The sequence below is a fragment of the Rubrivivax sp. JA1055 genome (assembly GCF_020966565.1).
Lineage (GTDB): Bacteria > Pseudomonadota > Gammaproteobacteria > Burkholderiales > Burkholderiaceae_C > Rubrivivax > Rubrivivax benzoatilyticus.
Window position 1 is genome coordinate 1 of the sequence record NZ_JAJKFP010000007.1, and the last position, 15229, is coordinate 15229.

The 15229-nt window shown below is 70.8% G+C and carries 14 protein-coding genes; 4 read left to right on the top strand and 10 right to left on the bottom strand.

Features of this window, described 5'->3' with window-relative positions:
• The first annotated feature begins 161 nt into the window (after positions 1 to 161).
• From LOC65_RS16425 to LOC65_RS16435, 3 genes are read left to right on the top strand one after another with little or no spacing between them, the layout of a single operon-like run.
• A complete protein-coding gene (locus LOC65_RS16425) occupies positions 162 to 1091 on the top strand; it encodes a bifunctional enoyl-CoA hydratase/phosphate acetyltransferase (RefSeq protein WP_230248305.1) in 930 nt (309 codons plus the stop codon).
• 7 nt (positions 1092 to 1098) lie between these two features.
• Positions 1099 to 1986 carry a formate/nitrite transporter family protein gene (locus tag LOC65_RS16430; RefSeq protein ID WP_310736939.1) on the top strand — a complete coding sequence of 296 codons (888 nt, stop codon included), beginning with the start codon at positions 1099 to 1101 and terminating at the stop codon, positions 1984 to 1986.
• Positions 1983 to 2315, top strand: coding sequence for a hypothetical protein (locus LOC65_RS16435; RefSeq protein ID WP_230248307.1), 333 nt, complete (start codon positions 1983 to 1985; stop codon positions 2313 to 2315). The genes LOC65_RS16430 and LOC65_RS16435 overlap by 4 nt, the downstream gene beginning before the upstream one ends.
• A gap of 68 nt (positions 2316 to 2383) precedes the next feature.
• On the opposite strand, the gene LOC65_RS16440 is transcribed toward LOC65_RS16435, so the two are convergent.
• The gene (locus LOC65_RS16440; protein ID WP_029719008.1) at positions 2384 to 3283 is read right to left on the bottom strand and encodes a fumarylacetoacetate hydrolase family protein; all 900 of its coding nucleotides are present in this window, start codon (positions 3281 to 3283) and stop codon (positions 2384 to 2386) included.
• A gap of 500 nt (positions 3284 to 3783) precedes the next feature.
• Here LOC65_RS16440 and LOC65_RS16445 point away from each other — a divergent pair, with 500 nt between their 5' ends.
• Entirely contained in the window at positions 3784 to 5673 is a 1890-nt protein-coding gene (locus LOC65_RS16445) for a bifunctional UDP-sugar hydrolase/5'-nucleotidase (protein WP_230248308.1), read from the top strand.
• Between the two features lie 40 nt (positions 5674 to 5713).
• Here LOC65_RS16445 and creD read toward each other — a convergent pair whose 3' ends face one another.
• From creD to LOC65_RS16490, 9 genes are all read right to left on the bottom strand, one after another.
• Positions 5714 to 7051, bottom strand: coding sequence for a cell envelope integrity protein CreD (gene creD / locus LOC65_RS16450; RefSeq protein ID WP_230248309.1), 1338 nt, complete (start codon positions 7049 to 7051; stop codon positions 5714 to 5716).
• A gap of 86 nt (positions 7052 to 7137) precedes the next feature.
• Complete coding sequence (gene creC / locus LOC65_RS16455) at positions 7138 to 8553, bottom strand: two-component system sensor histidine kinase CreC (RefSeq protein WP_230248310.1); 1416 nt, start codon at positions 8551 to 8553, stop codon at positions 7138 to 7140.
• The gene (locus LOC65_RS16460) at positions 8554 to 9243 is read right to left on the bottom strand and encodes a winged helix-turn-helix domain-containing protein (protein ID WP_164963074.1); all 690 of its coding nucleotides are present in this window, start codon (positions 9241 to 9243) and stop codon (positions 8554 to 8556) included. It lies immediately after the preceding gene.
• A 14-nt stretch (positions 9244 to 9257) separates the two neighbouring features.
• Positions 9258 to 10415, bottom strand: a complete 1158-nt coding sequence (locus tag LOC65_RS16465) for a Fic family protein (RefSeq protein WP_164963073.1) — start codon at positions 10413 to 10415, stop codon at positions 9258 to 9260.
• A 232-nt stretch (positions 10416 to 10647) separates the two neighbouring features.
• The gene (locus tag LOC65_RS16470) at positions 10648 to 11436 is read right to left on the bottom strand and encodes a gluconate 5-dehydrogenase (protein WP_230248311.1); all 789 of its coding nucleotides are present in this window, start codon (positions 11434 to 11436) and stop codon (positions 10648 to 10650) included.
• A 22-nt stretch (positions 11437 to 11458) separates the two neighbouring features.
• Entirely contained in the window at positions 11459 to 12301 is an 843-nt protein-coding gene (gene kduI, locus LOC65_RS16475) for a 5-dehydro-4-deoxy-D-glucuronate isomerase (RefSeq protein WP_009855502.1), read from the bottom strand.
• Positions 12302 to 12327: 26 nt separating this feature from the next.
• Positions 12328 to 12789 carry a YhcH/YjgK/YiaL family protein gene (locus tag LOC65_RS16480; RefSeq protein WP_009855503.1) on the bottom strand — a complete coding sequence of 154 codons (462 nt, stop codon included), beginning with the start codon at positions 12787 to 12789 and terminating at the stop codon, positions 12328 to 12330.
• Positions 12790 to 12906: 117 nt separating this feature from the next.
• A complete protein-coding gene (kdgT, locus tag LOC65_RS16485) occupies positions 12907 to 13887 on the bottom strand; it encodes a 2-keto-3-deoxygluconate transporter (protein ID WP_009855504.1) in 981 nt (326 codons plus the stop codon).
• Between the two features lie 55 nt (positions 13888 to 13942).
• The gene (locus LOC65_RS16490) at positions 13943 to 14911 is read right to left on the bottom strand and encodes a sugar kinase (RefSeq protein WP_230248312.1); all 969 of its coding nucleotides are present in this window, start codon (positions 14909 to 14911) and stop codon (positions 13943 to 13945) included.
• Between the last annotated feature and the right edge of the window lie 318 nt (positions 14912 to 15229).

A 15229-nucleotide genomic window follows, 5' to 3' on the forward strand; every position in this document is an offset into this window, starting at 1 on the left:
CGGCGTGGCGCCGCCGTCCGAAGAGCTGGCCGAGCGAACGCGTTCGCTGTTCCGCGAGGCCGGGCTGGCCGTCGACTGACGCCGGCCCCGGCGTTTCCCACTGCTTCCGACACACCGGGTGCCCACCCGGCCGGGCCTGCCTTCGCCTGGAGATCACCACGATGTCCACCCTCCGCTTGTGCGCCGCGCCGAAAGCGCGTGCGGCCGCTGCCGCGTGCGAAGCGCCGCTGCCGACGGCGCTGGTCTATCCCTGCGACGACATCTCGCTGCGGGTCGCCGTCGAGGCTGCGAGCACCGGGCTGATGGCTCCGGTGCTCGTCGGCCCGTCGGCGACGATGCAGCGGCTGGCGGCGATGCAGGCGCTGGACCTGTCGGGCTGCTGCCTCGTTGACGCCACTTCCGCGCACGCGGCCGTCGAAGTTGCCGCGCAGCTGGCGCGCGACGGCGAGGTCGGCGCGCTGATGCAGGGTGCGCTGCCTGCGGACGAGATGGTGGCCCTCGCGATGCGCAAGGACCACGGGCTGCGCGTCGCGCCACGTCTGAGCCAGGTCGCCGTCGTGCAGGTGCCCGGCCGCGCACGGCCGCTGCTGATCACCGACGCGGCGATCAACGTCTCGCCGTCGCTCGAGGACAAGGCGCAGATCGTGCAGAACGCGATCCGGCTCGCGCAGGCCCTCGGCCTCGCGAGGCCCAAGGTCGCGATCCTGTCGTCGACCGAGGCGGTGAACCCGAAGATCGCCTCGACGCTGGAAGCCGCCGTGCTCTGCAAGATGGCCGAACGCGGCCAGATCACCGGCGGCCTGCTCGACGGCCCGCTGGCGCTGGACGACGCGATCTGCGCCGACACCGCTCGTGCCAAGGGTCTGGCCTCGCCGGTGGCCGGCGACGCCGACATCCTGCTGGTGCCCGACCTCGTGGCCGGAGACCTGCTGGTCAAGCAGTTGCGCCTCTTTGCCGCCGCCGACGCGGCCAGTGTCGTGCTCGGCGCCCGGCTGCCGGTGATCCTGGCCGGCGCCACCGACACGCTGCGTTCGCGCCTCGCGTCCTGTGCACTCGCCGCGCGGCTCGCGGCGGCGCAGCTCTCCCATTGAGAACCCGATGAGTCCTCCGTTGTCTGCCGCCTCCGAGGCGGCCCCCCGTTCGCTGTTCGACCCGCTGGCCCCCGACGCGGTGGCCTGCGCCGCCGAGGAGATGGGCGTCAAGAAGGCCAAGGCCTCGGCCGCCCAGCAGTTCGGCCTGGCCGTGCTCGGCGGCGCCTTCGTCGCGCTGGGCGCGATGTTCGCCACCGTCGCCATCGCCGGCGCCGACCACGTGCTGCCCTGGGGCGTGATGCGCCTGCTGATGGGCGCTGCGTTCTCGATGGGGCTGATGCTGGTCGTCGTCGCCGGCGCGCAGCTCTTCACCAGCGACGCGCTGATGGTCATGGCCTGGGCCAGCGGCCGGCTGGACACGCGGCGCATGCTGCGCGTCTGGACCCTCGTCTGGCTGGGCAACCTGGTCGGTGCGCTCGGCACGGCGCTGATCGTCTTCCTCGGCGGCCAGTACGGCGCCGGGCACGGCGAGGTCGGCGCCAGCGCGCTGTACCTGGCCGCCAGCAAGGCCAGCCTGCCGCCGTTCAAGGCTTTCAGCCTGGCCATCCTGTGCAACGTGCTGGTGTGCCTGGCGACCTGGCTGTCGCTGGCCGCGCGCAGCGTGACCGACAAGATCGTCGCGATGTTCCTGCCGATCACGGCCTTCGTCGCCGCCGGCTTCGAGCACTGCGTGGCCAACATGTACTTCGTGCCCTACGGCCTGATGGTCAAGTGGTTCGCGCCGGCCGCCTTCTGGGCCGAACCCGCGGCGCAGGCCAAGGCGGCCACCGAGATCCCGGTGGCGCAGTACCTCGTCAACCTCGGCGTGGTGACGCTGGGCAACTGGGTCGGCGGCGCGCTGCTCGTCGCCGGCGCCTACTGGTGGCTGTTCCGGCGCCCGGGGGGCAAGGCGTGACGGCCGGCTTCATCGACTACGCGGCCACGGCTCGCGAGACCGAGCGTGCGCTGCTGCAGGCCGCCCGCGTGCTGGCGCTGGACTGGCAGGACGCGGCGGCGGTGCAGGCGCTGGTGGCCGAGACGCTGGACCGGCGCCAGGGCCTGAAGGCCGCCGCCGGACGTTGGCCGCACGGGCGCGAACGCCAGCGGCTGAAACTCTGCGCGCTGGTGGTGCTGCGGCGCCGGCTGGAACTGGAGCTCGGTGCGGCCGATGCGCCGGGCGCGGCCTGGGCGACGCTGTCGCGCGCGCTGGACCGCGAAATCGAAAGCCGCCTCGCGGGCGGCTGAAAGCGCGCGCCGCCGGGTCGCGGCGGCATCGTGAAAGCCCGCCGCCTGGCGGCGGCGGCGGGGGGCGGTCAGGCGGCCGCAGTCTCGGCGAGCAGCAGGCTCACCGGGTCGTCTTCGACTTCGGGCGCCTCGTCGACGATCACGTTGCTGAGGCGGCCGATGCCCGAGATCTCGACCTCGATCGTGTCGCCGTCGTTCATGAACAGCGGCGGCACACGCTTCTTGCCGACGCCGCCGGGCGAGCCGGTGATGATCACGTCGCCGGGCGACAGCGCGCTGAAGGTGCTGATGTATTCGATCAGCTCGGCCACCGGATGCAGCATCGCGGCGGTGCTCTCGTCCTGCACCTGCTGGCCGTTGAGGAAGGTGCGCAGGCGCAGCTGCTGCGGGTCGGGGATCTCGTCGGTGGTCACGATCCACGGGCCGAAGGCGCCGGTGTCGTGCCAGTTCTTGCCGGCGGTGAACCAGGTGTGCTGCCAGTCGCGCACCGAGCCGTCCATGTAGCAGGCATAACCGGCGACGTGCTGCAGCGCGTCTTCGCGCCGGATGCCGCGGCCGCCAGTGCCGATGACCACGGCGAGTTCACCTTCGTAGTCGAACTCGCGGCTCTGCAGCGGCTTGACGACCGGGCAGCGGTGGCCGGTCTGCGAGTCGGGGAAACGAATGAACAGCGTCGGTGCCGGGTTGCTCTCGTTGAACTCCTGGCGCTTGGCGGCGTAGTTCATGCCGACGCAGAAGATCTTGTTCGGACGGTCGATGACCGGCAGGAAGACGACGTCCTGTTCCTGCAGGTCGGCGGCGGCGTGTTCGTGCTGGCGCGCCAGCGCCAGGCCGTCGGGCGCGGCGAGCAGCGCGCGCAGCGTGGGGAAGCGGCTGCCCAGGCGCCGGCCGAGGTCGACGATGCCGTGTTCGTTGCGGATGCCGTAGCTGCGTTCGCCTCGGCGGTCGCGGAAGCTGAGCAATTTCATGAGGTCCTCTGAAAACGCTAGGGCATCGGCGTGCTCGTCGTGTCCGTAGCAAAAAGGGTTGCGATGGCGACCACTGTAGGAAACGAGTCGATATCTTCATAGACTCAATTCCGAGGTTTCAGAGTTGCCACAAAAGGCATTGCATTACGGCGCGATGCTCTGTTGTGGGCGAGGCGTTTGCCGCCGCGCATCGGCCTGCCTCGGCCCTCGCTCCTGTCAATGCGTGGGCGGGCTTGGACCACATCCTCGTCGTCTGCGGTTCGAGCCGTGCCGACCGCGTCGGCATCCGCCCGGCGCAGTTCATCGTCGGCGCCGGAACGGATCGATGCCCTGGCGGCGGGCCTGCCGATGCCGGGCCGCATGGACAAGGAGTGCCCGGCCGGTGCCGCCGTGACGAGCGGCCGGCCCCGCAACCGGGGAGTGCCGGGGGCGCCGGTGTCATCCGGCTTTCACCGGCCGCCGGAATCATCTGCCGTCTTCATGACCTCCGGTGACCCCTCATGTCCCTGATCCCGCGACTGCGCCCGGCATCGCTGCGGCGCGCTGCACTGTTCGGCATCACCTCGCTGGCCGTTGCCGCGCTGTCGGCCTGCGGCGGAGGCGATGACGAGCGCTACCCGGCGATCGAGATCAACATTGCCCACGTCAACGACCACCACTCGCAGCTCGAGCCCTTCAGCGCGTTCGAGATGAAGATCGGCGGCGAGGCCACGCAGGTCGAGCTCGGCGGCTTCTCGCGCCTGACGACGCTGTTCAACGCCCAGGCCGGCACGAAGAACCTCTTGAAGCTGCACGCGGGCGACGCCGTCACCGGCACGCTGTACTACACCTTCTTCAAGGGCGAGGCCGACGCGAAGATGATGAACACCGTCTGCTTCGACGCGTTCGAGCTCGGCAACCACGAGTTCGACGACGGCGACCAGGCGGCGCGCAACTTCATCGACATGCTGCATGCCGGCAGCTGCAAGACCCCGGTGCTCGGCGCCAACGTCGTGCCCGCCAGCGGCACGCCGCTGAACCCGTCGGGCAGCCCGCTCGTCCAGCCGTACACGATCAAGACCTACGACGGCGTCAGGGTCGGCATCGTCGGCATCGACATCGCCGGCAAGACGACGAACTCCTCGCGCCCGCTGTCGACGACGCAGTTCCTCGACGAGGTGACGACCGCTCAGAAAACCATCGACGAGCTCAAGCGCCAGGGCATCCGCCACATCGTGCTGCTGACGCACCAGGGCTACGAGGCCGACAAGGCGATGGCCGCGCAGCTGAGCGACGTCGACGTCATCGTCGGCGGCGACTCGCACACGCTGCTCGGCGACTTCAGCGCCTTCGGCGTCGCCAGCTCGGGCGCCTACCCGACGCAGGTCACGAACAAGGACGGCGCCAAGGTCTGCATCGGCCAGGCCTGGGAGTACGCCAAGGTCTTCGCGCTGATGAACGTGAAGTTCGACGACCGGGGCGCGGTCGCCAGTTGCGGCGGCAACGCCTCGCTGGTGATCGGCGACCGCTTCGCGCGCAAGAACGGCTCGGGCAGCTTCGTCGCGGTGGACGAGGTCACCCAGGCGAACATCGTCGCCGGCCTGGCCAACGAGCCGCGCGTCAAGGTCACGACGCCCGATTCCGACGCGGCGGCGCTGCTGGCGACCTACACCTCGCAGGTGGCGGCCGAGAAGACCAAGACCATCGGCTCGGCGAGCGAGGCGCTGTGCCTGGTGCGTGTGCCGGGCGAGTCGACCAACCGCTCGTCGGGGGTCGCCGGCTGCATCGAGGCGGGGGCGCAAGCCAACCTGCAGGCGCGCGGCAGCGACGCGGCGCAGATCGTCGCCGAGGCCTTCCTGGCGGCCAGCCGGCGCGCGCACTTCGCGCTGCAGAACGCCGGTGGCGTGCGCGTGCCGCTGAGGGCCGGCACGCTGACGATGAACGACGCGTTCACGCTGCTGCCGTTCACCAACGTGCTCGTCGAGATCGACGTCACCGGCGCGCAGATGGTCGCGGCGCTGGAGGACGCCGTCGCCAACCACCTCGACAACGGCCAGTCCAGCGGCTCGCATCCGTACGCCGCCGGTCTGCGCTGGAACCTGGACATGAGCCAGCCCAAGGGCAGCCGCTTCAGCCAGGTGCAGGTGAAGGACCGTGTCACCGGTGCCTGGTCGGCGATCGACCCGGCGCGGACCTACACGCTGGTGACCAACGACTTCATCGCCGCCGGCCAGGACGGTTACCGCACGCTGGGCACGGTCTACGCCACCGGCGCCTGGGTGAACACCTACCTGCTCTACACCCAGACCTTCGCCGACTACGTGAAGGCCCAGGGCACGGTGGCGCGCCCGGCGCGGGCGGACTACTCGCACCAGCAGGTGAGGACGGCGGCGGGGGTGGTGCTGCCCTGAACGAGCGGCGGGCGGGCGGCGGTCGTGCCGCCCGCCCGGCTCAGACCTCCGGCGCCGCCGGGGCCGCCCCCAGCCGGTACCAGTCCAGCCGCCGCGTCAGCAGCATCACCGCCGCCAGCGCCGCGAACAGGCCCAGCGAGCCGACGAGCAGCGCCGTCTGCTCGCGCAGCAGGAGCAGGTACAAGAGGCCGTAGAGCAGCGCCATGCCGGCGCCGAACAGCCAGCCGTCTCGCACGCCGCCCAGCATGTGGCGGCCGTAGCTGCCCAGCAGCAGCACGCAGGCGGCCGCGGCGAGGCCGTAGGCGGCGGCAAAGGGAAGTTGCTCCGACAGCGCCAGCAGCAGCAGGAAGAACAGCGCCAGCGCCAGCCCGACCAGCGCGTACTGCACCGGGTGCACGCGGCGCACGCGCCGGCGCGCCAGCGTCTCGGCCAGCGCCACCGCGGCGAAGGTGAGCACGACGAACAGCAGGCCGTACTTGATCGCGCGGTCGGCCAGCACGTACGGGTTCACCGGGTCGGTGAAGGTCACGGCCAGCGTGTCCAGCGAGCCCAGGCGCGGCTTCTCGCCGCCGGCCTGCTCGACGATCTGCGCCGCGTTGCTGGCCAGCGCGCTGACCGACCAGCGGGCGTCGAAGCCGTCGTCGCGCACCTCGCGGGTCACCGGCAGGAAACGGCCGCCGAAGGACGGGTGCGGCCAGTCGGCGGCCAGCGTCCACTGCACGCTGCGGGCGGCGGGCACGACGGCCAGCTCGGCGGTGCCGACGAGGTCCAGCGTCACGTTCAGTTCCAGCGCGCCGCCGTCGGCCAGCGCGGCCGGCAGCCCGGCATGCAAGCCGTCCTTCCAGGTCTTGTGGCCGGTGCCCGGCTGCAGCTCCAGCGTGCGGCCGGCGAGCTGGATGCGCGCGCTGCGCAGCCCGCGCGGGTCGGACACCGCCACCCAGACCGTCGGTGCCTGGCAGCTGACGCGGCCGCCGGCGTTCTCGGCCCTGGGCTGCAGCACCGCCAGCTGCGGCCAGCGCGCCTGCAGTTCCAGCCGGGCGTTGTAGCCGTTCACCTTGAACAGGCCGCGGTAGCGTGCGTCGGCCTGGGTCTTCGTGCTGGCCACCAGCTCGGCAGGCACCGCCTGCAGCGCGAAGCCGCGGCGCGCGACCTCGGTGCGGCTGCCCTGCACGACCTCCCATTCCTCGACGCACTGGCGCTGCAGCACCGGCCCCATCAGCGTCTGCGCGCCGGCGTACGACTGCTGCACGCTGTCGACCGCCTCGTGCTGGTAGACCTGGCGCTCGTCGACCAGCCAGCCGATGCGCGCCAGCACCACCGAGATCAGCAGCACCGTGGCCAGCACGGCCATCACCTTCACCACCACCGGGTTTCGCATCGTTCCTCGCTCCGTTGTTTCACGATGCGCCGCAGTCTGGCCAGCGGCGGTGAAGCGGCGATGGGCTGCGTGAAGCGGGCGTGAAGTCAGGGGAAGCGGAACACGACGCGCAGCCCCGGCGCGGCCGGCTCGAAGCCGACGCTGCCGCCGTGCAGCCACAGCACCTGGCGCACGATGGCCAGGCCCAGGCCGCTGCCGCGGCCCTCGCCGGTGCTGAAGAAACGTTCGCCCAGGCGCGCCAGCGCGTAGTCGGGCACGCCGGGGCCGTGGTCGCGCAGCGACCATTCCAGCGTGCCGCCGTCGTGCCGCACTTGCACCTCCAGCGGCGTGCCGGCCGGCGCATGGGTGATGGCGTTGGCGAGCACGTTGGAGATCGCCAGCCGCAGCCGCTCGGCGTCGCCCATCACGACGGCGACCTCGGCCGGCAGCCGCAGGCGGTCGCCGGCGCCGTGGGCCTGGGCGACCTCCCGCGCCAGCACGTTCAGGTCCACCGGCACGCGCGCCGGCAGCGCCTGCAGGCTCTCCAGCTTGGACAGCTCGAGCATCTGCTCGACGATGGCCTGCAGCCGCCGCGCCTGCGTGTCGACCTGCTGCACGAAACGCCGGCGGTCGGCCTCGGGCAGGTCCTCGTGCAGCAGCTCGGCGGCGCCGCGGATGCCGGCCAGCGGCGTCTTCAGCTCGTGGGTCAGCGCACGCACCTGGTGTTCGAGCTGCTCGCGGCCTTCCAGGCGCTGGCGCATGCGGTCCATGGCCTGCGCCAGCTCGCCGAGTTCGCCGCCGAGTGCGGGCGGCGCCGGCGGCGTGCGGCGCGGGCCTTCGGGCCTCTCGCCGACGGCCTGCGCGTAGGCGCGCAGCCGGCGCACCGCGTGCACCGCCCACAGCGTGACCACCACGCCGATCGCCAGCGACAGCCCGAGCAGCAGCACGCCGGCCCACAGCACCTTGCGTTCGGCACGTTCGACGAAGGGCATGATGCTCGCCAGCGGCTTGGCGACGACGAGCACGCCGACGGTGCGGCCGCCGCTGCGCACCGGCGCGGCGACGTGCATCACCGAGCTCTCGTCGCCGGCACCGTTGCGCGTGGTGCGCGCGCCGTACTCGCCGCGCAGCGTCAGCAGCACGTCGCGCCAGCGCGAGTAGTCCTGGCCGGTGGCCGGCGGCGTGCCGGAGTCGAAGACCACGCGGCCGGCGGCGTCGGTGACGACGACACGCAGGTCCAGCGTCGTCTTGTGCAGGCCCCAGATCTTCACGTCGACCTCGCGCGCCGCGTACTCGCGCACCGCGCCGGCGAAGGGCCCGTCGCCCAGCGTGCCACCGGCCGGCAGCGCCGCGAGTTCGGGCGCGGCGACCTCGGCCAGCAGGTTGGCGCTGTCGACCATCACGTCTTCCATCACCTCGCGCACGCTGGGCTTGATCTCGGTGACGAAGACACGCAGCACGAAGAAGGCCGCCAGCCCGGTGATCGCGGCGAAGGCGAAGAACAGCCGCAGGCCGATGTGCATTCAGCCCTCGCCGTCGGCCAGCGTGTAGCCCAGGCCGCGGTGGGTGGCGATCGGGTCGGCGCCGGCATGCACCTCGCGCAGCTTGGCGCGCAGCGTCTTGACGTGGGTGTCGACGGTGCGGTCGGCGGCTTCGGCCTGGGTGCCCCAGACGCGGTCGAACAGCGCCTCGCGCGACAGGATGCGACCGCGCGCCAGGATCAGCTCGCGCAGCAGGCCGTACTCCAGCCGCGTCAGCGCCAGCACGGCGCCGCGGTAGCGGATGCGCTGGCCGGGCTCGTCGAGCTCGAAGACCTGCGGCGCGGCACGCGGCATCGCGGCGCGCCGCAGCAGCGCGCGCACACGGGCCACCAGCTCGCGCGGGCTGAAGGGCTTGGGCAGGTAGTCGTCGGCGCCGGCTTCCAGGCCGAGCACGCGGTCGATCTCCTCGCCGCGTGCCGTCAGCACCAGCAGCGGCAGCGTCGCGACGCGGGCGTCGCCGTCGGCGCGCCAGCGCCGCAGCAGGTCCAGCCCGTTGCCGTCGGGCAGCGCGACGTCGAGCACCGCGGCCGCGGGCGTGGCGCGGCGCAGTGCCGCGTCGGCGTCGCGCAGCAGTGTCACGGCCTCGACGGCGAAGCCCTCGCGCTCCAGCGCGAAGGCCACGGTGCCGGCGATCGCGTGGTCGTCTTCCAGCAGCAGGATGCGGGGTTTCATCGCTCGGCTTGGTTTCAGCCCGGCCGGGCCAGCGCCGGCGGCACGAACCCCTGATCGGTCAGCGCCTTGACGACGCCGCGCAGCAGCGTGCTGTGCATGAAACCCAGCGTGTACTGGCGTGCCCCCGGCCGCACCGGCTGCAGCATGCCGCTGTCGAGCAGCTTGCGGATCTGGTAGGTGCGCTGGTTGGCGTTGAGGCCGGGCAGCGCGGCGTCGAGGTCGCCGGCCTTCAGCGTGCCGGCGTGGATCGCCAGCTGCAGCACGGCCTCCTCCTGGGCGGTGATCAGCTGGCGTTCGCGCGCGTGGGCCAGCGCGGGCAGCAGCACCACCTTCTGCAGATGCGCGTAGTCGGCCAGGCGGGCGACCTTCTCGAGCTCGTCACGGATGCCGCCGAGCACGTAGGTGCACCACGATTCCAGCGCCGCGTCCTGGCCGCTGTCGGCCTGCGCCAGCATCGAGTAATAGCGCTGACGGTCGGCGCAGAACACGGCCGCGGGGTTCAGCAGCCGGCCGGCGGCGCTGACCTGGAAGCCGTACTTGACCAGCATCGCGTAGGTCAGCAGCCGCACGACGCGGCCGTTGCCGTTGCTGAACGGGTGGATCCAGGCGAAGCGGTGGTGCGCCAGCGCGACCTTCATCAGGTCGTACTTGGGCGCGTCGGGCCGGTTGACGAAGTCCACCAGCTCGCTCATGTAGCCGGGCACCTGCACGGCTTCGGGCGGCTGGTGCTCGGCTTGGGCGATGCGCACCGGGCCGCCGCGATAGCAGCCTGGCGTGCGGTCGCCCTCGCGTTCGAGGCCCTGGACCGTGGTCGTGTGCAGGCCGCGCAGCAGGTGCTCGCTCAGCGCCGAGCCGGGTTCCACGGTCTCTTCCAGCTGGCGCATCGCGGCCTCGATGTTCTCGATCTCGCGCAGCGGCTCGCCGTCGGGTCGTCCCGGCACCACCTTGGCTTCGACATAGTCGGCCAGCGTCGTGTGGTTGCCTTCGATGCGCGCCGACGCCAGGCTTTCGAGCAGGTGGAACACCTGCTTGAGCTGCATGAAGACCGGCGCTGGCGTGCTGCCGCGGATCTCCAGCCGGCGCAGGTGCTCCAGGTCGGTCAGCACGTCCAGCAACGGCGAGTCGAACCGCGGGTTCAGCAGTCGCAGATCGTGGTGATGGAACTGGGGCACGGTGTTGCGGGATCTTGAATCCGGCTTCCGATGAATCTTGAATGGCGGATCAGGATCTGTTGAATGACAACATCTTAGAGCGAATTCTGGTGTCACGAAAACTCGCATGTGCGCTGCGAGGATCTTGAATGCTCTGGCCCGCCGATGTGTGCCGGTTCGCCGCCGACGCGCGATGAAGAACGCCCCCGGAACCGCGTGTGCGGCGCCGGGGGCGTCGTGGGGAAGTCGAGCCTTAAGGCTGCTTGCCGATGTAGGCCAGGATGCCGCCGTCCACGTAGAGCACGTGGCCGTTGACGAAGTCCGAGGCGCTGGAGGCGAGGAACACCGCCGGGCCCTTCAGGTCCTCGGTGCGGCCCCAGCGGTTGGCCGGGGTCTTGGCGAGGATGAAGCTGTTGAACGGGTGGCCGGGCGTGCGCAGCGGCGCGGTCTGCGGCGTCTCGATGTAGCCCGGGCCGATGCCGTTGCACTGGATGTTGTGCGCGCCGTACTCCGAGGCGATGTTGCGCGTCAGCATCTTCAGCCCGCCCTTGGCGGCGGCGTAGGCCGAGACGGTCTCGCGGCCCAGCTCGCTCATCATCGAGCAGATGTTGATGATCTTGCCGCCGCCCTTGGCGATCATCGCCGGGATCACCGCCTTGGCCAGGATGAAGGGCGCCGTCAGGTCGATGTCGATGACCTGGCGGAACTCGCTGGCCGCCATCTCGTGCATCGGCACGCGCTTGATGATGCCGGCGTTGTTCACCAGGATGTCGACCGTGCCGACCTCGCGCTCGATCTGCGCGACCATCTTCTGCACCGCCGGCTCGTCGGTGACGTCGCACAGATAGCCGTGGGCGGTGATGCCGGCGGCCTTGTAGGCCGCCAGGCCCTGGGCGAGGAAGTCCTCGTTGATGTCGTTGAAGGCGATCGTCGCGCCGGCCTCGGCCAGTGCGCTGGCCAGTGCGAAGCCGATGCCGTAGCTGGCGCCGGTGACGAGCGCGACCTTGCCCTTCAGGGAGAAGGCGTCGGGGTAGAAGCTCATGGTCTGTCCTTGTTCGGCGGCGTCAGCGCAGGTCGCCGATCGCGATGTGGTCCATGTCGTCGAAGGTCTGGTTCTCGCCGCCCATCGCCCAGATGAAGGTGTAGGCCGAGGTGCCGCAGCCCGAGTGGATCGACCACGACGGCGAGATCACCGCCTCCTCGTTGTGCACGAGGATGTGGCGCGTCTCCTGGCCCTCGCCCATCATGTGGAACACGGCCTGGCCTTCGGGGATGCCGAAGTAGGTGTAGATCTCCATGCGGCGCTCGTGCGTGTGCGCCGGCATCGTGTTCCAGACGTTGCCGGGCTCCAGCTGCGTGAGGCCCATCGACAGCTGGCAGGTCTCCAGCACGTCGGGGTGGATGAACTGGTTGATGACGCGCTTGTTGGCCGTCGCGGTGTCGCCGACGGGCTTCTTCTTCGCGTCGGCGATCGAGATGAAGGTCGTCTTGCAGGCTTTGTGGGCCGGCGCGCTGACCATGTAGAACTTGGCCGGCCGCGACGGGTCGGCGCTGCGGAAGACGACTTCGCGCGTGCCTTGGCTGACGTACAGGCAGTCCTGGAAACCGAGCTGGTAGCGCACGCCGTCGGCCTCGACCGAGCCGGCGCCGCCGATGTTGAAAATACCGAGCTCGCGGCGCTCCAGCACGTAGTTCGTGCCGAAGGTCTTCATGCAGGCGATGCCCTTGTCCAGCGGCACCGCCTCGTCGACCGGCATGCAGCCGAAGGTCACCATCCGGTCGACGTGGCTGTAGACGGCCTGCACGGTGTCGGGCAGGTACAGGTTCTGGATCAGGAACTCGCGGCGCGTCTCTTCGGTCGTGTAGCGCTTGAAGTCGCGCTGGTTCGTGGAGTAGCGGATGTCCATGGTGTTTCCCGTGTCGGTGGCGTGGTTCAGGCGAGCACCTTGACCACGACCTTGCGCACCTTGCGGCTGCGGTCGTCGCAGCAGCCCGGGCGGTGGATGTCGGTGGGGTGGAAGATGGCGTAGCTGCCGGGGCCCAGCAGCAGGTCGGTCTCGTCGGCGACCGAGGCGAAGAACTGCACGTCGCGTTCGGCGAGCAGGTCTTCCTCGACGGCGCCGCCGTGGTTCAGCGGCGCGTAGCCGATGACCTCCAGCCCGCGCGCGACGTACTGGATGTCGATGTAGCGCGCGTGCGATTCGGCGCGCTTGTGGGCCTTGGGCTCGGTGTCGTAGTCCTGGACCAGCGCGAACAGGCGGTCGCCGTCGAGGTCGAAACGCCCGGCGGGCAGGCTCTCGATATCGGTCTCGGCGAGAAAACGAAGGCCGCGCACCAGCGCGGCGGGCAACTGGTCGGCCTCGCGGTCGAGCAGGGAGATGTGGCTGAGGAACATGGCGGATTCCGCTGCGGTCCTGGGGTTCGGAGGGCCCGGCCGGCGTGCTGCCGGCCGGGGGCGCCCGGCGCGTGCGGCCAGAACCGGCACCTCACGCGCGGGGCGACGTGGTCGGGCTCAGGCCGTGGCCGGCTGGGTCTTGGTGTCGCCGCGAGCGGCCATGCGCTTGGCCCACAGGCCGGTCAGCACGGGCACCAGGATGGCGGTGGTCAGGCAGGCGGCGGCGACCAGCGAGGTCGCGGCGGCGGCGGCCGGTTTGAAGGCCGGCACCATCTCCGCGATGATCATCGGGTTGGCCACGGCGGCGCCGGCGGTCGACGAGGCGGCGAGGCCGGCGGTGCCGTTGCCGCCGCCGATCAGCTTGTCGGCGATCATCAGCGGGATGCCGGTGACGACGATCACCATCAGGCCCAGCAGGATGCCGCCGAGGCCGGTCTGCGCGATCACGTTCAGGTTGATGCCGTTGCCCAGCGCGAAGCCGAAGAACGGGATCAGCACGTGCACGCACTTGCCGAAGAACTCCTTCAGGTCCTTGTCGAGGTTGCCGAGCGCGAAGCCGATCAGGAAGGGCAGCACCGCGCCGGCGAACAGCCGCGGCTCGAAGCTGGCGACGCCGGCGGCGCCGAGGATCAGCATCGACACCAGCGGGCCCGACTCGACCGACATCAGGACGAAGGCGCCCGCCTCCTCCTTGGTGCCGTACTGCTGCATCACCGCGGCGTAGAGGCCGCCGTTGGTCATGTCCATCGCGGCGCAGATGGCCAGCGCCGAGAAGCCGGCGAAGAGGCCCGCCTGCACGCCGTCCATCGGCAGCCATTGCGCGGCCATCCAGGTGGCGGCCCAGGCGACCAGCGTCTTGACGACGACGAGGTTGCCCGACTTGCGCAGCACCGTGCCGGTGGCGCGCAAGTCGATCGTCGCGCCCATGCAGAAGAACCACACTGCCAGGATCGGCACCGTGCCCGTGATCAGCCCGTTGGTGAACGAGCCGAAGTACTTGCCGGCGTCCGGGAAGAAGGTCTTGGTCAGCGCGCCGAGGATCAGCGGCACCAGCATCAGGCCACCGGGAATCCGGTCGATCGCCTTCTTGATGTTCATGGACGTACCCCTTGTGTGCAGAGAAAGCCGGGTGGGGCCGGCAGGGTGGAACGCGCTACGGGCGGTCTGCGGCCGTTTCCGTGGCGTAGACGTCGGGGGTGGCCTCGGCCGGGATGATGGCGCCGCGGTGCTGGACCACGGCGCCGGCCACCCGGTGGGCCCGGCGGGCGCTTTCGGCCGGGGCCAGGCCCAGCATGCGTCCGAGGAGATAGGCGCCGGAGAAGCTGTCGCCGGCGGCGGTGGTGTCGACGACCTGCGGGATGCAGGTCGCGGCGACGGACTCGACCTGGCCGCCGTGGATCAGCGTGCAGGGCTTGGCGCCGTCCTTGATGACGACTTCGAGCTGCGTCAGCGGGCGGAAGTGCGCCGCGCCGGCCGCCGGGTGCGGGGCCACGCCCAGCACCTCCAGTTCCTCGACCGTCACCAGCACGCGGCGGGCGAAGCCGAAGACACGTTCGTAGACGGCGCGTGTCGTGGCCACGTCCTCCCACAGCAGCGGGCGGTAGTTGCAGTCGAAGTCGATCGTCTTGCCGGCGGCGGCCAGGTCGGCCAGGCGCACCAGCAGGCGCTCGCGGCTGGCCGGGCGCAGCACCGCCAGGCTGATGCCCGACAGGTAGATCGCGTCGAAGCCGGCGAGCGACTCGAGCAGCGCGTCCGAGCCTTCGCACTCGAAGGCCTCGCGCACCGCGGCCTCGCCGCGCCAGTAGAAGAAGCGGCGCTCGCCGGCGGCGTCGGTCTTGATGAAGTACAGCCCCGGGCGGCGGCCGGTGCGGCGCATCGTCAGGCTGTCGTCGACGCCCTGGGCGCGCCAGAACTCGGCCATCGCGTGGCTGAACGGGTCGTCGCCGATGGCGCTGACGTAGTGCACGAAGCGGCCGAGGCGCCGGCCCAGGCGGGCCATGTAGACCGCGGTGTTCAGCGTGTCGCCGCCGAACGCCTGGCTGACGCTGCCGTCGGCACGCTCCTGCAGTTCGACCATGCACTCGCCGATCGCGGCGACGCGCAGCACGGGGCTCTTGTCCATCTCTCGGTCCTTGCCAGCGGTCTCCCGGTCGCCAGCCTCGTGGGCCGGTCGCCGGTTGTTGCGCCGCTCGCATCGGGCCTGCCGTCAGGGCGTCTGTGCGCCGTCTTGCGGGTCAGGTGGGGCGGTCTGTATGCATGATATACAAGGAGTATTTGGTATACATAGCGATCTTTGAGGCGTTTGACCTAGTGTTTTCACTGATTCCATGACGACCGGACTTGACGTGCGGTGCGGCGCGATCCCGGCGCCGTTTCGGCGGCCCGTCGTCGGCGGTGACCGGGCTCGGCAGCCCGGCCGGCGAGCCCTCTGACGCGGCCA